Raw genomic sequence first — 21,004 nt, 5'->3', positions numbered from 1 at the left:
AAAACAAGACTGCTGAACGTGTCAGCAGTCTTGTCGTGTTGATTAAGCAAGTGCGTCTGTAAGTGCAGGCACCACTTGTTTCTTTCTTGATACAACACCTTTTAGTAAAGCCGTGTTATTTTCAAGTGTTACGTTAAATGCTTTTTCTACTTTTGCCGCTTCGGCACCAAGTGCAAGAGCAAGAGAATCATTTTCTAAAATGTCTGTGATCACTAAAACAAATAGATCAAGATTTTTAGCTGCAATGACTTCATTGATTTTCGCTTCAATGTCAGCCTGTCTTGCTGTCACTTCAGCGATATCTACTGTATTGACTTGAGCAATTTCAACTTTGCTGTTACCTAGTGCAAATTCTTTAGCATCAAGTGTAATTAATTCTTGAACGGTTTTTTGGCTCAGATCAGCGCCTGCTTTCAGCATGTCTAGGCCGTATACTTCTGGGTCCACCCCTGCGATTTTTGCCAGTTCATGCGCAGCATCAATGTCTTGCTGTGTGCATGTTGGGGATTTGAATAGTAAGGAATCAGAAATGATCGCAGATAAAAGCAAACCTGCGATTTCTTTTTCAATCGTGATTTGATTCTCTTTGTACATTTTGTTTAAGATCGTTGCTGTACAGCCAACTGGCTCAGCACGATAGTAAAGAGGTTCACTTGTTTCAAAGTTGGCAATACGGTGATGGTCAATGACCTCCGTCACTTGTACTTGATCAATATCGCTTACACTTTGCTGGAATTCGTTATGATCGACAAGAATGACTTGCTTTGTTTCGTTTGCAGCCGTTTCAATGAAACGAGGTGCTTTTTGTTTAAAGAAATCTAATGCGTATTGTGTTTCTCCATTGATTTCTCCAAGTCTGACCGCTTCTGCCTGAGCGCCGATTTTGTTTTTCAGATCAGCGTAAGCGATAGCAGAGCAAATTGTGTCTGTGTCAGGGTTTTTGTGTCCGAATACGAGTGTTTTTCCCATGTGAATTCTCCTTCTTACATTTATTGATGATGTTTCTATTCTAACAGCTTTTGACCTTGAATTCAGGGTTTATAGCTAAGAATAATCTAAAAAATTGTAACATGCTGTCTGAAAACTTGCATGTACAATTCCATATTGTGTTCCACGTGAAACGTGCCCAGGATAGCCTGGATTTTACTTGAGATTTGCCGCTATGGTAAAATAAAGGTTGGGGCAAGACATGATGGAGCTTACATAGTACGTATACATAGAAGTACAAATTGAGCAAGATATAGAAAAATGATTGGATAGAGGTGAAGGTGTGAAACAAACAAAAGCGTTAGTAGAAGGCGCAATTATGATCAGTATTTTTTCGGTCATGACGCTGTTTTATTTGTATGTGCCGCTATTATCCATTATTTTCTTTCTCGCTGCTCCGATTCCGATCATTCTCTATACAATCAGGCATGGCTTGAAAAAAGGAATTGCTGCTGGCGCTATTGGCATAGTGATCAGCTTTTTAATTGGGTCTATTAATGGGCTGTTGAGTGCACCTATGCTGATTGCTGTGGGAATAGGTATGGGTTTTTTCTACAGCAGAAAGCAGCCTGGGAATGCCATCATTACAGGTGCGCTGATCTATTTATTCAGTTTTCTCATCTCCTTTGTTGTCAGTGTTCAGCTTTTCGAGGTCGATATTATGGGAATCGCGAAAGAATCGCTTGAGCAAATGATGCCGATGTTAGAGAGTGTCTTAAAGCAATCCGGCGCTTCTGAACAGGACATTGCGAAACAGCTGAAGCAGTTTAGAGAGATGAAGGATACCGCATTGAGTGCTTTACCTGTAGCGTTATTGATTTTCGCCACGCTGATGGCTTTCGTGAATCACTGGTTCGTGAAGCCCCTGATCAAACGGTTTTTCAAAGACATGCCGGCCCTTAAGAAATTTAAGGATATGCGGCTGCCAAAAAGCATGGTATGGTATTATTTACTCACACTGCTTTTGATGCTGATTCAGACGGAAAAAGGCAGCTTTTTATGGCTCGTTCAAACGAGCGCGTTTCAAATTTTATTTATACTGGTGCTTATTCAGGGCTTTTCTTTTATCTTCTATTATTGCCACGAAAAAAACATCTCAAAAGTGGTACCCATTTTTGCTATCGTGTTGACGGTTCTCTTTCCGCCAATCGGTGTGATTGTACGTATTATAGGGATTGCTGACATAGGCTTTGATTTAAGAGATAAAGTAAAAAACAAATAATTCACTCTGAATGTTGAGGAGTTGATATCAGTGCCAAGCTTCTATAGAAAACCTGTCATCAAGTATCCGATCTTCGCGTTAATTGTACTTGCGATGGTCACAGTCCTCCTCAACCTTTATTATAATTGGATCATAGGAGCGGTTGGTCTTTTAGTCCTTGCAGGTGTGCTCTACTTCTTAAAGTGGGCAGATACGCAAGTACAAAAAGAGATTGATTCATATATTTCAACATTATCCTATCGAGTCAAAAAGGTTGGAGAAGAAGCATTAATGGAGATGCCAATTGGTATTATGCTGTTTAATGACCAGTATTATATCGAATGGACAAATCCATTTCTTGCTTCGTGCTTTCATGAAAGTACACTTGTTGGCAGATCCTTGTATGATACATTCGAGTCGGTTGTCCCTCTTATTAAACAGGAGGTCGAGACAGAAAATGTAACGCTGAATGACCGGAAATTTAAAGTCATTATTAAGCGGTCAGAGCGCCTTTTATATTTCTTTGATGTCACGGAACAGGTGCAGATTGAAAGACAGTATGAAAATGAACGAACGGTGTTATCTTATATCTTTTTAGACAATTATGACGATGTCACGCAGGGCCTTGATGATCAGGTGCGCAGCACTATTAATAGTGAAGTGACGTCCCTGTTAAACAATTGGGCACAGGAATATGGCATTTTCCTGAAGAGAATTTCGTCTGAACGTTTTATGGCGGTATTAAATGAGAGCATTTTAGCAGAGCTTGAAGCGTCGAAGTTCTCCATTTTAGACGAGGTTCGTGAGAAAACAGGGGCACATAGCGCGACGCTTACCCTTAGTATCGGAATCGGTGCGTCTGTTCCGTCTTTAAAAGAGCTTGGAGCACTTGCGCAATCGAGTCTTGACCTTGCCCTTGGACGAGGCGGGGATCAGGTAGCTATTAAACAGCCGAATGGGAAAGTGAAATTCTACGGCGGGAAAACCAATCCAATGGAAAAACGGACACGAGTACGCGCGCGGGTCATTTCTCATGCCTTAAAAGAAATTGTGTCTGAAAGCGGGAATGTCATGATCATGGGGCACAAGTTCCCAGACATGGACTCAATCGGTGCATCGATCGGTATTTTAAAGGTCGCCCAAGCCAATGGGAAAGAAGGCTATATTGTCATTGACGCCAACCAGATTGGGGACAGTGTTCAACGCTTAATTAGTGAAATTAAGAATTATGAAGAACTTTGGTCACGTTTTATCACACCAGAGGAAGCAATGGAGCTTGCAAAGGATGACACATTGCTTGTGGTTGTTGATACACATAAACCGTCCCTCGTCATGGAAGAACGACTGCTGAATAAAATTGAAAACGTCGTTGTGATTGACCACCATAGACGAGGCGAGGAGTTTATCCGTGATCCATTACTTGTCTATATGGAGCCGTATGCTTCATCTACAGCAGAGCTTGTGACAGAGCTATTAGAGTATCAGCCGAAGAAATTGCGGATTAACATGATTGAGGCGACTGCCCTTCTTGCTGGAATCATCGTGGATACGAAGAGTTTCTCGCTGAGAACGGGGTCAAGAACGTTCGATGCGGCTTCCTACCTTCGAGCGAAGGGAGCAGATCCTGTCCTTGTGCAAAAGTTCTTAAAAGAGACAGTTGATCATTACATCAAACGGGCAAAGCTCATTCAGCATACAGAGCTGTATCAAAGCCAGGTGGCAATCGCTTCATTGCCGTCTGACAGCTCTGAGTATTATGATCAAATTACGATTGCCCAGACGGCTGATTCCCTGTTGTCAATGAGTGAGGTGGAAGCGTCATTTGCTGTCGCTCGACGAGATGACAACACGGTGTGCATTAGTGCGAGATCATTAGGAGATATCAACGTCCAAATTATCATGGAAGCGTTAGATGGCGGCGGTCATTTGACTAACGCTGCGACCCAGATTTATGGTATAACCATTGAAGAAGCGGTAGAGAAGTTAAAAGCTGCCATAGACGAATATTTCGAAGGAGGGGTTCAAAGATGAAAGTCATCTTTCTAAAAGACGTAAAAGGCAAAGGGAAAAAAGGCGAAGTCAAAAATGTAGCTGACGGATACGCACACAACTTTCTCATCAAACAAGGGTTAGCGGTTGAAGCAAATCCAACGAACCTAAGTGCATTGGAAGGACAGAAAAACAAAGAGAAAAAGAATGCCATCCAAGAGCTTGAACAAGCCAAACAACTAAAAGAAACACTTGAGGCGTTAACAGTGGAGCTCACTGCAAAATCAGGTGAAGGCGGTCGTCTGTTTGGATCTATTACAAGCAAACAAATCGCTGATAAATTGCAAAAAGATCATCAAATCAAACTCGATAAGCGCAAAATCGAGCTGAATGACGCCATCCGTGCGTTAGGATATACAAATGTACCTGTGAAGCTTCATCCAGAAGTGCAAGCAACATTAAAGGTACACGTCACAGAACAAGCATAAGCAGAAAAGAACCCGTCTCACGAAGAGGCGGGTTCTTTTTTTTAAGATGGATCTGAAATATAGACGCTGCGTCCGGCACGCATACCAGATAGAAACATGAAAAATAGAATGATGATAAAGATGATAATCGATGGCGTCCATGTATGTGTGATATCAAAGAGAATCCCAATCAAGAGCGGGCCAACAGCGGCTAATAAATAACCGAGAGACTGCGCCATTCCTGAAAGGGCAGCTGCTTGTTCCATATGTGTTGTCCGTAATCCGATAAATGTGAGGGCAAGACTGATACTGGCTCCTTGTCCAATGCCGATCAATAAAACAGAGATGACAAGAATAGGCGTAGTTCCTCCTAGAAGAAGACCGATCATGCCAAGCAAATACACAAGAACAAGGCCGCATACAAGCGGTCTTTGCGATTTTAATTTTTCTGCAAAAACAGGCGTTAAAAAGGTGGATGGCAGACCAGCGAACTGCATAATAGACAGCATCCATCCAGCCGTCGACAGGTTCATTCCATGTGATGTCAAAATATCAGGGAACCATGCGATGCTGCTATAGAAAAGGAATGATTGCAAGCCCATAAAAAAGGTCACCTGCCATGCGACACGTGAACGCCATATTGGCTGCTCTGTGAGCGAAATGCTTTTGACTGCCGCTGTGTTTTGGTGAAGAAGCTGCGGAGCCCAGACCATCATGGCTATAAGCGCAAGTCCACCCCATACAAGGAATGACGTATTCCAGCCGCCAGGCATCGTATGGCTGAGCGGAACACTCACACCTGATGCAAGTGCAGCAAAGACGGACATCGAGGTCGTATATACACTTGTCATCAATCCAGCATGTGCAGGGAATTTATGCTTCACGAGCCCCGGTAAGAGCACATTACATATTGCAATCCCGACGCCGACTAGCGCCGTTCCAATCATTAAGAAGGTGATGGTGCCAAACGAGCGAATGACAATCCCAAATAGAAGGACAGCAAGTCCAAGCCAAAGGGTTCGTTCATTGCCAAAACGTTTTCCGATTTTAGGTGCAATTGGAGATAGCAATGCGAATGAGAGCAGCGGTAATGTCGTGAGAAAACCTGCAAGTCCATTTGAAAGCTGCAAATCGGAACGAATGGCGCCAATCACAGGGCCGACGGACGTAATGGCAGGACGCAGGTTAAAGGCAATGAGTAAAATCCCAGCAATCAGCAAAATGGTTTGCCCTGTACTGCGAGGATGTAATTTTGATTGTTCTAGTTGTTGTTCCATGAATGTAAACTCCTTTATTTCTTTAAGAAGAACGATCTTTCTTCTGTTCAAGCTCCGCTAATTTAGCTATTAAGATATGCTGCGGCATATGCATGATTTGTTCAATCGGTACATTGAGTGATGCAGCAAGCTTTTGTGCGGTATCGGCTGAGATTTGTAAAGGTCTCACGCGCAAATCCCTCCTCTATCAATCTATACGTTCCAATATATCATATCCGCTTTGCGCAATGCTGATAAAAAATTAGAGTTCTCTTTTATAAAACCACTTCATGGCTGATAAGAAATTTTTTTGAAATTGTTTCAGATGATGGCCCTCCCCTTGTTCGATGTGATATTGCAGCTGCCATTCCTGCATGCCTTTCTGTGACAAAAGGTCATGTAGTTGTTTGGTGAATAACAGCATGTGCTGTTGAGCAGATGTTTTGCCTTTACCTTCTTCACTGCCTACAGATAAATAGACAAGGTGATCCACACACTGAATGCTCTGTTGTTTAGCAAACGGTAGAAAATCTTGATACCAAAATGACCCAGAGATAGATGCGATGTTTTTAAAAAGGGTAGGGTGCATCAATAGGGTATAAATAGCAAGTAGTCCACCTAATGAAGCGCCAACGTGACTATGTTCATTACAGGTCTGCTTGACTGGATATTGTCTTTTGATATATGGGAGCAAGTCATTTGCTAAAAATGACACATACGTCTTTGCCTCGCCTTTAAAGTCAGGAAACTGAGAACGCAGAGATGATGCCTTCCATGGTGTATATTCATCAAGTCGATTGAAAGGGTGTATGCCGACAAGGATGATTGGCGAGATGGTATTGGATTCGATCATTCTTTCGATCTCTAGCAGGTGTGTTCTAAACAAAGAAGAGCCATCTTGTACAAAGACAGCTGGAACATCAATAGAGGTGTCCTGTGGAAGGTAAATATCAAGCTGACGCCCGTTAAACTCGTCATATAGAAACGTTCCGTTCATGTGTATTCTCTCCTCAAGGTTTTCAACTACGCTGAAAAGAAGACAAAGGGCTAAAATAAAGATCATTTTAGCCCTTTGTCAACAATCTGAAAGCGCAAATTGGCGCTTCCTTCTTTAGTTGTTTTTCGCTAACCATTTGACAGCCTTATCAAGGAAGGTTGTTTTGCTTAGTGCTGTTCCTCCTTGAAGCATAGGGTCAACGACATTTTCATTGACGTGCCCATTTTTCACAGCTTTTAGGCTTGTCCAAATTTTATTTTGCTCTAAGTCCTTCAATGCGTTTGGATTCGATGAGTTTTCCTCTTTAGAGAACTGAACAAAAATATAGTCAGGATTTAGTTCGCCAAGGCGCTCCATTGAAATCATCGCTTGTGCTTTGGCTTTTTTGATATCACTTGGTGCTGTAAATCCTAAGTCCCCATATAAGGTAGAGTTGAAGTATACATCTTCAGGATACACGTACAGGTCTCCCTGTCTAATGCGTAAAATGACAGCTGTTTTGTTGTTGCTTTTCTCTTTCAGAGTTTCTTTTGCTTGTTTGAGATCTTTCTGATAATTAGAAATGATGTTTTTGGCTTCTTCACTTTTTCCAGTAAGTGTACCGAGCAATAAAAGATTGCTTTCCCAGTCAGAAGAGACATGGGATACTGGGATCGTCGTTTGGACTTTATCCAGCTTTTTAATTGTTACAGGTGGGAACTTTGTTGATCCGAGTATCACGTCTGGTTTTAGTTTTAAGATTTTCTCTAGATTCGGTTCTGTTTTTTCACCGATGCCTTCTGTTTTTGTTGTGATGTCTTTAAATAATCCAGGGAATGTGCCGCCTACAGTAGAAGCGCCAATAGGTTGGATACCAAGTAATTTTGCATCTTCCATTGATTCTAGGCTTCCAGCAATGACGATTCGTTTCACTGGTGTTTTGAGCTTGTACGTTTGATCTAAGTAATTGATTTTTGTTTCTGTTGATTCAGCTGACTTGCTTTTGGCTGTGTTTGAAGCAGGTTTATTTTCTGTAGCACCACAGGCTGCTGTGATGATCATCATGATACAAAGGGTAAGCAATGCTAACCATTTTTTCATTTGTTTTCTCCTTTAACTGATAATTGTTCTCAATTAAAGATTGTAGTAGGCTTTCAGTCTTTTATCCATAGACAATTTTCTGTCAAACGATGGACTTTTTACGGAAAAAAAGATAAAAGGTCCTGAATGACTCGTTGATGACTGGCGGCTGTGTATTCACGCCAAGGGTCAGAAGCGAGTTGATAGACTGCTTGATGAGTCACAGCCTTGAGATTTTGCCAAGCCTCCTGTTGCTTTAATTTTTGATAAAAAGCAATGGTTTTTGGCTCTTTATGCAAGAAGAGGAAGATGGTGTCTGGGTCTAGCTGTTGTATTGAGCTAAGGCTGATTTTTTTTTCGATTAGCTGACCATCATTCTGAAAAGCTGGCGGAAGACCAATGTCATGAAAAATCACTTCTGACATGGTGCGATTTACAGACAAGTAGAGCTGATCTTGAAAGATACGAAGAGGCAGGACGGTTTTTGGTGGATGATCAACAAGGCATGCCTTTTTCGCTTGAATGACGATTTCCTCGTAATGAAGCAACCATTCTTCTGCTTCCTTCGCTTCGTTTAGGAACATGGCCGTTTGTCTGAATTGAGCGCGCCAATCTAATTGTTTGAATGGAACAAAGTGAACAGGACAGATAGTTTTCAGCACTTGTTTTTCTTCCTCTGTCACATGATCATTGGCAATGATCAGCTCAGGTTTTGTTTCCTTTAATTGCTGTAAATTGGTTTCAGCGTGCTCGTTGATACGATGTGCACTCAGGTGAATCGGAATTTCATCTGCATGATGCTCAAAATCATGTGCTGTCCATTTAGGATGAAGAGGGGCAGCATATGGGATGATATGAATTGGTGTGAGCTGCCCGAGTATCGAATGGCCATAGGCTGCAATTTTCCGCTGACGGCTTTTCATATAAGTAGAAGGGGTCATGCCAGTTTTTTTCTTAAAGATGCGGCTAAAGTAATAGGGATCTTGATAGCCGATTTCCAGTGCAATGTCTTTGAGCTTTGCATTGCTTTTTGCCATTAACTGTTTGGCTCTAGCCATCCTTTTCTTGGTGATATAATCAGTGACACTCACATCAAAATGCTTTTTAAATAGCTCACTGTAATGATTGGCGCTGATGCCAGCCATATGAGATAGACTTGTAAGGCTGAGGGGTTCTTCGGAATGTTGATCGATATATTGTTTTGTTTTGAAAAGGGCATGTGCCGTGTCAAAAATATCTTCTTTATGCAGTGTGAAAAGCTGCATAATGAGCTGTTGAAAAAGAGTTTGGCTTCTAAAAAAGCTAATGGATTCAGGTCTTTTCCATTCCTCTGTCATATGGGACAGTAAAGAATGAATGTGTTCAATCGAGCTAATATCGATAAATTGCCATACATTCATTAAAGAACGGGCATGTTCAGTTGGTACTTCTCCTATGTTTTGATCTTGCAGCGTGTAGAGCTGAAAGCGAAACAGATAGAGCTCGTGTTTTTGATAAGGCTCTGTTTTCAGCATAAATGTTTCCCCAGGCATGATCGTATAGAGTGTCAGATTTTTCAATCGCCATTTTTGATCGTTCAATGTGAGTAAACCGCTGCCTCTTATGCTAAAGAGGAGACAGAATGTATCTGACAGCTGTTGCTCAGTATGCGGAAGCTCTGCATTATTTATTTTTTCAGTATATGTTAATCGATAGATGAATTGATCGGCATTTGCCATTGGATTGTTGTTTCCCATAAAACCACCTAATCTCTTATTGATTGATAAACGTTCTCAATTGAATTGTAGCAGAAAAGCTGGCAGATGGTGATGAACCAGTTTATTCTATGAAGAAAAAGCACCCTGAATGAGGTCAGGGTGCGATGATTTATTCCGTTTTTCCATGTGCTAGGACAGGTTCTTTTGTTAAGCTTAGTGGCCGTAAGTCCTGCCAGTGTGTCTGGATATAATCGATGCAGGCATTTCTAGTGTCTTCACCAAAGACCTTTTCCCATCCATCTGGCACTGGTGCAAATGATGGCCAAAGTGAATGCTGTCCTTGTTCATTGACAAGCACAAGAAATACACCGTCTTCACGATCAAAGGGATTTGTCATTTGTCATCTCTCCTTTATTCTTAGTGCTTTTGTTTGACCCGATTCAGTGTGTTGTCTAAGATGACACCAATTTCTGCTAGGGGTTTAGGCTGGCACATGTCTTTGTGCCGGCAATGAATGTCGTGTTGTTCAATTTTTCCGTTGATATAAGGTGCCCATGCTTCGGGATCAATTGGTGTAAACCAATCTGGGATAATGGTAGATCTAAAGAATAATATGTCTCCATGATAAGTTTTTGGCTGATATTCTCCGAGCAATCGAACTGAATTGACATAGGTTTCTTTCAGGTTTCTGATGGCATCCTCACTTAAGCTGGCTAGTGCACTTCCGTCTTTTTTCAGGATATCGACGGCACTTTTCATCGTGAGCGGCTCACCTGTTAAGGTATCTGGATCATAACCGCCGAGCGCAAGAAGAGCGATTAGTGCTTCTTCTTCATCAGGTGCTTCTTTAATCGGCAAGAAATGGTTTGGATAGGCATCCAGCATCGCGACGAGTGAGATTTCTTCGCCTTGCTGCTGGAGCTGTGTTGCCATTGCTTGCACAACGTTCCCGCCTAGTGACCAGCCAAGTAGATGATAAGGGCCTTTTGGCTGAATCCTTTGGATGTGCTTGATATAATCCGCAGCCATATCATCTAGTGTTTGTGGGTAGACATCCTTTCTTGCGATTCCTCGTGCCTGCAATCCATAAAGTGGGATGTCCTTCTCTAATGTATTCAAGAGACCTGCATAGCACCAGCTAAGACCACCTGCTGGATGAACACAGAAGAGTGGATAATTTTCACCATTTGCTCGTAGCGGTAGCAAGATTTCTAGTGCGTTTTCATCGCTGCCTGTCTCTAGTTTCTCTGCCAAACTTGCAACATTAGGTGCTTCAAACAACGTTCCGATGCTTAGTTTGACACCAAGTGCATCACGAATGCGGCTGATTAAACGAACCGCAAGTAATGAGTGCCCGCCAATGTCAAAAAAGCGATCGTCAATGCTGACTTTTGGTAGACCGAGCACCTCTTCAAAGAGGTGACATAGGATTTCCTCCTTCGGATTTCTTGGGCCACGTCCATCTGGTTGCTGTACATGCAATTGAGGTGCCGGCAGTGATTTTTGATCAAGCTTCCCGTTTGCTGTAAGTGGCATGGCATCAATTTGTACATATGCCGCTGGCACCATGTAATCAGGAAGACTGGCTGCGGCAAAATGACGAAGGGTTTCTGTATCGGTACGGCCTTCTTCAGTTGTCACGATATATGCGACTAAGCGTTTGTCACCAGGCTGATCCTCTCGCATGATGACAGCAACTTGTGCAACTGCATCGTGACGTGCCAAAACGGCTTCAATTTCTCCAAGTTCAATGCGGAACCCGCGAATTTTAATTTGATGATCAGCTCTGCCAATGTAATCAAGTGAACCCTCTTTCGTCCAACGTGCGAGATCGCCTGTACGATACATCCTTGTGCCAGGTGCTCCATAAGGGTCGGCAGGGAATCGGTCAGATGTCAGATCAGGCCTGCCTAGATAACCTCTTGCCAAGCCGGCTCCAGCTACATACATTTCACCTGTTGTCCCAGGGGGAACAGGTTGTAGGTATTCATCTAGTACATAAACGTGTAAATCAGGAATGGGTTCACCTATTAAGCTACTGGATTTTTTTGTAATCATGTCTCGATTGAGTACATTGTACGTAACGTGTACGGTGGTTTCTGTAATGCCGTACATGTTGATTAGCTTTGGCTTACGATCTGAGTGACGGCTGTACCAATCTTCTAATCTGCTGAGCTCTAATGCTTCACCGCCAAAAATGACATAGCGGAGTGATAATGCTTGACCAAGTGTTTGTTGTTCCTTGTCTGCCTGCATGAGCTGATAGAAGGCAGAAGGTGTTTGGTTAAGTACTGTCACACCTTCATCGACTAAAAGCTGGAGCATCTCTTCAGGAGAGCGAGAGATGGTATGAGGTACAATCACAAGTCGACCGCCATATAAAAGGGGTCCCCAGATTTCCCATACGGAAAAATCAAAGGCATATGAATGAAACATTGTCCAAACATCTTCTTCATCAAAATGGAACCAATGTGCAGTAGATGTCAGAAGACGGATGACATTTTGGTGTGGGATGACCACTCCTTTTGGCTTGCCTGTAGAACCAGATGTATAAATAATATAGGCTGGATGCAGAGAAGTAAGTGGCTCGATTCTGTCTATATCAGCCGGATTGTGATTTGGCGTATTAAGCAGTTGGTCACTCGTTTCTTTTTCGTCTAACAAAATCAAATCGCAATCAGAAGGGAGATGCACTGCGTCTGCTTTTGTTGTGATGCTACAAACTGGCTTGGCATCTTGTATCATGTATGCTAGCCTGTCTGCTGGATAGTCAGGATCAAGCGGGACATAGGCTGCGCCTGCTTTATGAACGGCTAATAAGCTCACGAGCATATCGATTGATCTAGGCAGGGCAAGTGCAACGAACTGCTCTGGTCCAACGCCTCTTTCTATTAACAAATGAGCAAGACGATTAGCTTTGTCGTTTAACTCTTTATAGGTAAGCTGATGATTGCCATCCGTTACAGCCACACGCTCTGGGTATTGCTGCGCCGCTTTTTCAAATAAGGCTGGCAGACTAAGCGTTTGGTTTAACTGAGCGATTGTCTTTTTATCAGGGAGAAATGTTTGGCGCTCTTTTTCTGATAAAATATTTACTTGACCAATAGGCAGATGTGGATGCTCAGCTGCCTCTGTTAAAAAGCGCTTCATTCTGTCAGCGATTGCTTGAATGGTGCTTTGTTTAAACACATCTGTGCTGAATTCAAACAAACCTGTTAACCCTGCTGCTGACCCAGTTTCGGTTCTATGTTCTGTTAATTCGATGGTCAGATCAAATTTAGCTGATCCCACTGGTTTCACGTAGAGATCTGAGTCAAGTTGTGCCAGCTTCATTTCTGCCTTCGGTGTATTTTGGAAGGCAAGCATGACCTGGAACAATGGATTGCGTGATCTGGATCGAGTTGGATTTAGGACTTCAACTAGCCGTTCGAATGGTAGATCCTGATGCTCGTAGGCTGCTAAGTCAACGTCTCGCACTCGCTTCAATAGCTCACTAAAGGTTGGATTACCAGCTGTATTTGTACGTAATACAAGTGTGTTCACAAACAACCCAACAATGTCGTCAAGTGCATCATCATTCCGTCCAGCAATCGGACTGCCAATTGGGATATCTGTTCCCGCCCCAAGGCGTGTCAGTAATGCTGCAAGCGATGCTTGGAGCACCATGAACAAACTCACTTGATGCTGCTTTGAAAGATCAAGAAGTAGGTGGTGTAAAGCGGGTTCAATCGTAAAGTCTATCGTAGCACCGTTGAAGCTTCCTTCCTGTGGACGCGGGAAGTCATAGGGAAGCTCCAGTTCTTCCGGCAGACCATGTAATGCACCCGTCCAATAACCTAGTTGTTTGGCAAATAGACTATCCTTCTCTTCTTCACTGCCCAACAGCTTCTGCTGCCAAATGGCATAGTCAGCATATTGAACAGGTTCGGCTGGCAAGGAGATTGATTTTCCTTGTATAAGGGCTTCGTAAGCAGCAGCTAAGTCTCGTGTCAATGGTGCAAGTGACCAGCCGTCACCAGCGATGTGATGTAGCAATAGAAGTAGCACGTATCGATTTGCATCAAGCATGAATAATTCTGCTCGCAGTGCGGGTTTTTCCTCAATGTTAAAGCTATAGCGAATGGCTTCGTTTAACTGATTTTCAATTTGTTGATCGGTGGAAGCTGTGACATGGAGTTCAGGTTGAACACTTTTTGGATGTAAAATGACCTGTCTTGGCATGCCGTTCTTATTTGGAAAAATGGTTCTAAGTGTTTCATGTTTTTCAGTGATATCTGCCAATGCACCAATAAGAGCTTTTTGATCTAGTGTACCTGTCAGCTGAATGACAAGTGGAATATTGTAAGTTGGACTTGGTCCTTCAAGGCAATGAAGGAACCAAAGACGTTTTTGGGCAAAGGATAACGGAATCTCATCTGGTTTGTTTTCTACCTGAAGTGGCGGCCGTAAGTCCTTCGCTTTGTCAATGTGTTGCGCAAGCTCAGCAACTCGAGGTGATTCAAAAATGGTACTCATGCTTAGGTCTGCACCAAGTGTATCGCGTATACGTCTAAGCAGACGAGCGGCGAGCAAGGAATGTCCTCCTAAGTCAAAGAAATTATCATCTATGCCAATTTGAGATACGCCAAGGGTTTCTGCAAATAAACTACATAACATGTCTTCTTGGGGTGTTCTAGGTGTACGCTCAGAACTAACTAAAGACATATTTGGTGTTGGTAATGCTTTGCGATTGATTTTGCCGTTTGGTGTAAGTGGAAGTTCTGGTAAAACGACAACAGCAGAAGGCACCATGTAATCAGGGAGCGATGTTGCCACAAACTGCCTGAGCTCTGAAGGATGCAGAGAAGTGCCATCTGTCAGCACAACATACGCACAAAGCAACTGTTGTCCAGGTTGATCCTCACGAACGATAACAGATGTATGCTTTATTGCTTGGTGTTGCATAATCACTGTTTCAATTTCACCTAGTTCAATACGGAAGCCGCGGATTTTAATTTGAAGATCGGCACGGCTGATATAATCAATCGAACCATCCTCACGCCATCTGGCTAAATCACCTGTACGATACATTCTCGTGCCTTTTGTGCCGAATGGATCAGCGACAAAACGTTCAGCCGTTAAATCATATCGTCCAAGATATCCTCTAGATACTCCTTCACCTGCAATATAAAGTTCACCGATTGATCCTGCTGGGACTGGGTTTAGTCCTTCATCTAAAATATATATGCTCGTATTCCAAATGGGTTTACCAATCGGCGGCGCGCTATTCTCTTGATGTGCTGTGACATTTACCATCGTAGACCATATTGTTGTTTCTGTAGGTCCGTACAAATTGGTAATGTCACATTGAAGAGATTGCAATGTGTGCAAAAGGGAGGCAGGAAGTGCTTCTCCTCCAACAAGGACACGCATACCTGTTATCACGTCAGGGGATTCATCTGCCAATGCATGCCACAACGTTGGTGTTGCCTGCATGATTGTGACATGATGAGAACGAATCATGTCTGAAAGCTTTGCTGGCTCTTGGATGGTCTCTTTTTTTGCCAATAAAAGAGCAGACCCATGTAAAAGCGGGAGGAACATTTCTAGTCCGGAAATATCAAAGGCAATGGTCGTTACCGCTAGAAGCTGGTCTTTTTGATCTAATAAAAATGAATCTTGCATGGACAATATAAAATTGATCACATTTCGCTTTGTTACAACAACACCCTTTGGTTTGCCTGTCGATCCTGACGTGTAGATGATGTATGCCGGATGATGTGGAGAGCCTTCGTTCCAGGTCGGATTGAGATGCAGACCGCCTACTATCTCCTGATGAACAGTTGAATCATCCAGTTGGACGATATGTGGATGGTCAAAACGCTCTGCTGTCTCTTTGACTGTGAGCAAGCACACAGGTTTAGCATCATCTAGCATATAGGCAACACGATCGCTAGGGTAATCAGGGTCTAATGGCAGGTATGCGGCTCCCGTTTTGACGACGGCCAATAGACTCACGACCATATCGATCGATCGAGGCAGAGCAATTGCGACAAATTGTTCTGGTCCAATGCCGTGCTTTTTCAAATAATGAGCTAATTGATTTGCTCGCTGATTCAACTCTTCGTAGGTCAAAGTGATTTCTTCAAACTGTAATGCTTCTGCATGTGGTGTTTTGCTGACTTGTTTTTCAAATAGTTCCCGTAAACATTCTTTTGGTAATTCTTGTTTTGTAGCATTCCAGTGCTTGAGGATGTTCTCTTTTTCTTTAGACAAGAGAAGGTTGAATTGACTGATTGTCTGATCTTGCTCTAGTCCGGTTATTTCCTCCAGCAATTGAAGAAAACGATGCTGATGAGCGTCAACCGCTTGCTCTTTGTAAACTGCAGGGTTTGCATCAAAATCGATTTGAAACCCGTTCCCATCTGCGCGGTCATAAATGTTGATCGATAAATCATCCACTGGTCCTGCTGAAAGATTATGCGCTTGACCCATGCTCTGATCGAACCTGAGATGATAATCAAATGGCATGATATTGATCTGTGGACCAAATAATCGTTGATTTCTGCCGATGAGTTTAAAGTCTCTCCTCATATCTTCGTGACGATATCTTTGATGAGGACGAATGGCTTTAAGTTCATCGGATACTTGGCGAACAAGTGCTGAGAGCGTCATTTCGGGTTTGCATGTTAAACGAAGAGGTACTAGGTTCATGACCATTCCAGGTGTTTGCAATGCGCAAGATCCAAGGCGCATCATAACAGGCAATCCTAAAACAATATCATGTGCACCAGTCATACGATGCATATATAGAGCGGATGCGGCAAGAATCATTTCATGCCAGGTACCACCGAAAGCTTGAGCATTTTTTTTCATTTTGCTTACCTTTGCGGCATCATAGCTAGCGGTTTTTCGGATAAAATCATCCGAAGTTCTTGGGGCAAGCTCAGCAAGGCTAACGATTTCAGGTTGATCAGCAAAGCGATTTTTCCAAAAAGCCTGATCATCTTCATAGCGATTGGAATGTTGATATGCGATCTCCTCTTGGACTACGTCATGGAAGGTGCCAAATGTTTGAGAAGGCACAGGTTTTTCTTGCGATAGGGCTGAATAGACCTCAGCAACACGACGTGCGATGAGTGAAAAGGCGAACCCATCAATGGCAATGTGATGAATGCGCTGATACCAGAGAAATCGATCGTCCGCAATTTGAAAGAGTACTTCACGGAACAATACATCTTTCTCTAAAGAGACTGATGTTGAAAGATCTGTCTTCATCCATGCTTTAGCTTCATCAAGCGGCTGTTTTTCATTTTGTAAATTGATGAATTGAAATGGGATATCGCTTTTGGATGTAAACCATTGCTTTGGACCGTCAGCATCTTCAACGAAGCGCATATGCAGAGAATCTGCTTCTAAGACAGTCTTTCGGATGGCTGCTTCAAAGTGTACTGGATCAATATATCCTTTAATATCTATATACTCAGCTGTATTGAAAATTGGATTAGATGGATCAAGCTGTTGCGCATACCAAATGCCTGATTGGGCACCGGTCAGTGGAAATGAATCGACGGACTGGATCGACAAGGGTCTATACCTCCTTTACAAATAATCGATATTTGGGATAGATGGCTGTTTTTCTGGGAAAAGAAGGGTTCGCCAATGAGCGAGCGTTGGATTTGCTGCAAGCTCAACGAAATTGACTGCCGCTCCTTGCTGCCTCCACTTTTCCGCTAGGCTCATCATTCTAATAGAATCGAGACCTAGGTAGACGAGATTCTCGTCAAGCGGTATTTGATCCGGCTCGACTTGAAGATACTCAGCTACTTGGTGAAGGATTGAATCAAAGGATAGGTCATCACCGTCTGCTTCCTGTCCTGTTAAACGACAAATGATCTGGTCTGTTGTGGTGGTTACCGCACAGCGCTCAGCTGCATAGGTCATCGCCATTTTGTGATGCTTAAGTGAAAAGTCAGCAACGGCATCTGCGACAAAAAAGGTTTCAATATCGAGCATGAATGCTTCTGCGGCTGTCAGCATACAGCCGATATGTGCATATACGCCAGTAATGATCAGTTGATCTCGCCCATCTTCTCGGAGAATATCTAAAAACTTGGATTTTTTAAATGCACTATAACGCCATTTTGTCAGCACTGTATCTGCTTCAGATGGAGCGAGCTGATCAATGATCTTTGTCAATGCTTCATCATCACCAAGTCCAGGTCCCCAAAAATCCGTTAATAAGGCACGATCTTTTGGGTCTTGGTCACCAGGTTGAGCTGTATAAACGACTGGAATTCCAAGTTCATTGCATGTATCACGTAATTGTTCAATATGTTGAACTAACTCTGTGATCGGTGATGAATCGTGTTGAAATGCATTTAAAAAATATTGCTGCATGTCATGTATCAGCAGAACAGCACGATTCGGATCCGGTATCCAGTTCACTTTATTTTCGGGTAAATCTTGTGTGCTCGGCATTGGATACGCAGGAATAGTAGGGATTGCCATGGTTTTCACTCCTCTTTTTTTATGCGTTGGCAGTATGGATTGCAGCTAATTCTCTTAATGCTTTTTTACTGACTTTGCCTACACCTGTTTGTGGGAACGCATCGATCCATTCAATGCGGTCGGGAATTTTATAGGCAGCGAGTCCGCGTTCTCTTAGAAATGACTTTAACGCCTCGGGTGCTGGTTTGCTGTTGCCTTTCGCAATCACAAAGGCACATGAGCGTTCACCAAGGAACGGATCCGGCATGGACACCATGGCGGCATCATGAATGTCAGCATGCGCAAGTAAATGGTTTTCGACTTCTTCAGCGGCCACCTTTTCGCCACCACGATTGATTTGATCCTTGTCTCTGCCTTCTACAACAACATTTCCTTCTTTGGTTAATCGCACGATGTCACCTGTTCTGTAAAAGCCATCGGGTGTAAAGGCTTTTTTATTTTGTTCAACGGCTTTATAGTAGCCACGAATTGTATAGGGCCCTCTTGTCAAAAGGTGTCCTGCTACTTCATTAGGGACTGGCTTGTCTTCATCATCTACCACTAGTACCTCATCATATTCAGACATCGGACGTCCTTGTGTATGAATAATGACATGTTCAGGATCATCCAATCTGGTATAGTTGACCAGACCTTCTGCCATGCCAAAAACTTGCTGGAGCTTACATCCAAGGGCAGGCATAACATGTTTTGCTGCCTCTGCACTTAATTTAGCACCACCGACTTGTAAAACCTTAAGACTAGATAAGTCATCTGATCGATGAGGAGCGGCCTCTAGCCAAATCAATGCGATAGGTGGGACCACAGCGGTAATGGTCGCACGCTCTTTTTCAATGAGTGGAAAGACTACATCAGGGCTTGAGCCAGGTGCAAGAACAACTCTTCCGCCTGCGTATAACGTCCCAAGGACTCCAGGCGAGCTTAATGGATAGTTGTGTGCAACTGGAAGTGTAGCCAGATACACACTATCTTGTGTGAGTTCGCACACCTCATTGCTTTTCCAAAGACTATAAATATAGTCATCATGTGTGCGAGGAATGAGCTTTGAAAGGCCTGTGCTGCCTCCAGATAACTGAAGAAACGCAATATCGCTTGCCTCTACATGAATTTGAGGATCAAGTGCTGGGTCCTTGCGCAGATCATCCAAGGCAAGGAATTCTTCAGCTTCCCCGGCAACAATGACATGAGGCAAAGAGGGAAGCTTTTCTTTCACTTGACGTGCAAGTGATCGATAATCAAAGCCGCCGTCGATATCTGTAATGACATATGCGTCTGCTTCGGCAAACTCAATAAAATACGTGATTTCACTGCTTCTATGAGATGGCAGCGAGAAGACGGGTAAAGCACCGATTCGAAATAAAGCGAAAATGACTTCAAAAAAAGCCGGAATGTTAGGAAGCTGAACGACAACTCGACTTCCCTTTTGAATACCAAGCTGATGAAAACCGGCGGCAAGACTGCTGACGCGCTCATCAAGTTCTTGGTAGCTCAAGTGCGTATGAGCATATGTAATCGCTGTTTTATTCCCTAACGATGCGGCGCGTGCACGAAGCATACCGCCAAAGGTTTCTCCACGCCAACAGCCGTTTTCACGGTAGCGTTTTGCAAATTCGTCTGGCCATGTAGGTGGTTGAACAAACATGTTTTGTCATCTCCTGTGTATTTTTATAGATGATGGATGCCCATAGCATGAAGCATCGTGTTGAATTTTGCAGATGTTTCGGCTAGCTCTTCTTCTGCCTTTGATCCTTTGACCACTCCTGCACCAGCAAATAGGCGAAGGGAGTGACCCTCAGCTTCTGCACAACGAATGGTGACAATCCAATCACCATCACCATTTTCATCTGACCAGCCGATCATTCCTGTGAAAAATCCTCGATCGAAGGGTTCAATCGCTTGGATTGCTGCACGTGCATCTGCTGTAGGTGTTCCGCATACTGCGGGTGTTGGATGAAGGCTAAGTGCTAAATCAATTGAAGACACTCCTGCATCTATTAATTCACCTTTTACGACAGTAGATAAATGCCACATCGTTTCTGTTTGTATGACTGATGGTGATGCAGGCACATTTAGTGTATGACAGTAAGGAGCGAGCGCCTTAGTGACAGCATTGACAACCACTGCATGTTCGTGTAAATCCTTCGCTGAAGTAAGTAGTTCATCGTGACGGCGCTGGTCTTCTACTGGATCTGAACTGCGTGGCCGAGAACCAGCGAGTGGATTGGAAATAACAGATGAACCAGTCTTTGAAAGAAGCAGCTCAGGGCTTGCGCCAAGAAGTGTTCGCTCTTGGGAAGATTTCGGATCAGCTACATTTGCAGCAAACGTATAGCCAGTCGTGTTATGACGAGCAAGTCGTTCGAGTATTGCTTTCGTATTCATTTCTCGATTTGATTTGAGATGGAGAGATCGAGAGAGTACGATTTTGCTAAGCTCTCCTTTCTCAATTTTAGCTAACCCTTCGTTCACACCATTCATGTAGACATCTGGAGAGGGGACAGGTGTCACCTCATAGGATGGAGCTGCCACTTCCGTCTTCTCATCACCTTGATGAAATTCGAGTGGATCACTAAACTGCACGTGGGCTGGAACACTTAAGCGAACCGGTTGCGCCGGATCAAACGGAACAGCACCTGCAACAATCGGTGTTCGAATACCAGCTTGTTTGGCAGCGTCAAATACGTGCGCTACCCTTTTGGATAGTTCATTTAGCTGATTGGTTTCAATATGCTGGAAGATCCCTTCTGCCAGTATCGTGCGTTTAGGGGAAGCAAGGAAAAAAGAGCCTGGCTGATAGTCTTGGATCAACTGTACTTTTTCTTCTGTCGACAATAATGAATGTTTCATGAAAAGGCCTCCTTTTT

14 protein-coding genes are annotated in these 21,004 nt (G+C 43.3%); 3 read left to right on the top strand and 11 right to left on the bottom strand.

Annotated elements, in window-relative coordinates:
* Positions 1-42 precede the first annotated feature (42 nt).
* A complete protein-coding gene (locus R0K30_RS12940; RefSeq protein ID WP_099728569.1) occupies positions 43-969 on the bottom strand; it encodes a manganese-dependent inorganic pyrophosphatase in 927 nt (308 codons plus the stop codon).
* Between the two features lie 301 nt (positions 970-1,270).
* Here R0K30_RS12940 and R0K30_RS12935 point away from each other — a divergent pair, with 301 nt between their 5' ends.
* Genes R0K30_RS12935 through rplI form a run of 3 tightly spaced genes read left to right on the top strand, consistent with a single transcriptional unit; the run spans position 1,271 to position 4,665 of the window.
* A complete protein-coding gene (locus R0K30_RS12935) occupies positions 1,271-2,209 on the top strand; it encodes a YybS family protein (protein WP_367308074.1) in 939 nt (312 codons plus the stop codon).
* 30 nt (positions 2,210-2,239) lie between these two features.
* Positions 2,240-4,219 (top strand): DHH family phosphoesterase, encoded by a 1,980-nt coding sequence (locus tag R0K30_RS12930; RefSeq protein WP_230031421.1) that lies wholly within the window; start codon positions 2,240-2,242, stop codon positions 4,217-4,219.
* On the top strand, positions 4,216-4,665 hold the full coding sequence (rplI, locus tag R0K30_RS12925) for a 50S ribosomal protein L9 (protein WP_034323903.1): 450 nt from the start codon (positions 4,216-4,218) through the stop codon (positions 4,663-4,665). The genes R0K30_RS12930 and rplI overlap by 4 nt, the downstream gene beginning before the upstream one ends.
* Positions 4,666-4,706: 41 nt before the next feature.
* Here the strand turns inward: rplI and R0K30_RS12920 are convergent, their stop codons facing one another.
* The 10 genes from R0K30_RS12920 to dhbC all read right to left on the bottom strand — a co-directional run bounded on the left by R0K30_RS12920 (position 4,707) and on the right by dhbC (position 20,987).
* Entirely contained in the window at positions 4,707-5,921 is a 1,215-nt protein-coding gene (locus R0K30_RS12920) for a CynX/NimT family MFS transporter (RefSeq protein ID WP_230031420.1), read from the bottom strand.
* Between the two features lie 22 nt (positions 5,922-5,943).
* Entirely contained in the window at positions 5,944-6,090 is a 147-nt protein-coding gene (locus R0K30_RS12915) for a YycC family protein (RefSeq protein ID WP_003214589.1), read from the bottom strand.
* A 72-nt stretch (positions 6,091-6,162) separates the two neighbouring features.
* Positions 6,163-6,897 carry an alpha/beta hydrolase gene (locus tag R0K30_RS12910; RefSeq protein ID WP_410611085.1) on the bottom strand — a complete coding sequence of 245 codons (735 nt, stop codon included), beginning with the start codon at positions 6,895-6,897 and terminating at the stop codon, positions 6,163-6,165.
* Between the two features lie 114 nt (positions 6,898-7,011).
* Positions 7,012-7,977 carry an ABC transporter substrate-binding protein gene (locus tag R0K30_RS12905; protein ID WP_410611083.1) on the bottom strand — a complete coding sequence of 322 codons (966 nt, stop codon included), beginning with the start codon at positions 7,975-7,977 and terminating at the stop codon, positions 7,012-7,014.
* A 98-nt stretch (positions 7,978-8,075) separates the two neighbouring features.
* Positions 8,076-9,692, bottom strand: coding sequence for an AraC family transcriptional regulator (locus R0K30_RS12900; RefSeq protein WP_410611080.1), 1,617 nt, complete (start codon positions 9,690-9,692; stop codon positions 8,076-8,078).
* Between the two features lie 130 nt (positions 9,693-9,822).
* On the bottom strand, positions 9,823-10,050 hold the full coding sequence (locus R0K30_RS12895; RefSeq protein WP_249704732.1) for an MbtH family protein: 228 nt from the start codon (positions 10,048-10,050) through the stop codon (positions 9,823-9,825).
* 20 nt (positions 10,051-10,070) lie between these two features.
* Complete coding sequence (locus tag R0K30_RS12890) at positions 10,071-17,219, bottom strand: amino acid adenylation domain-containing protein (RefSeq protein WP_410611078.1); 7,149 nt, start codon at positions 17,217-17,219, stop codon at positions 10,071-10,073.
* 15 nt (positions 17,220-17,234) lie between these two features.
* On the bottom strand, positions 17,235-18,143 hold the full coding sequence (locus R0K30_RS12885; protein WP_249704730.1) for an isochorismatase family protein: 909 nt from the start codon (positions 18,141-18,143) through the stop codon (positions 17,235-17,237).
* Between the two features lie 19 nt (positions 18,144-18,162).
* A complete protein-coding gene (locus tag R0K30_RS12880) occupies positions 18,163-19,782 on the bottom strand; it encodes a (2,3-dihydroxybenzoyl)adenylate synthase (RefSeq protein ID WP_410611075.1) in 1,620 nt (539 codons plus the stop codon).
* 23 nt (positions 19,783-19,805) lie between these two features.
* A complete protein-coding gene (gene dhbC, locus R0K30_RS12875) occupies positions 19,806-20,987 on the bottom strand; it encodes an isochorismate synthase DhbC (protein ID WP_410611073.1) in 1,182 nt (393 codons plus the stop codon).
* Positions 20,988-21,004: the final 17 nt, after the last annotated feature.

This window comes from Bacillus sp. SIMBA_154 (assembly GCF_046536015.1).
Taxonomy (GTDB): domain Bacteria; phylum Bacillota; class Bacilli; order Bacillales; family Bacillaceae; genus Bacillus; species Bacillus pumilus_P.
The sequence above is the reverse complement of the archived record's forward strand: the minus strand, read 5'-3'. Positions and strand labels throughout refer to the sequence as shown.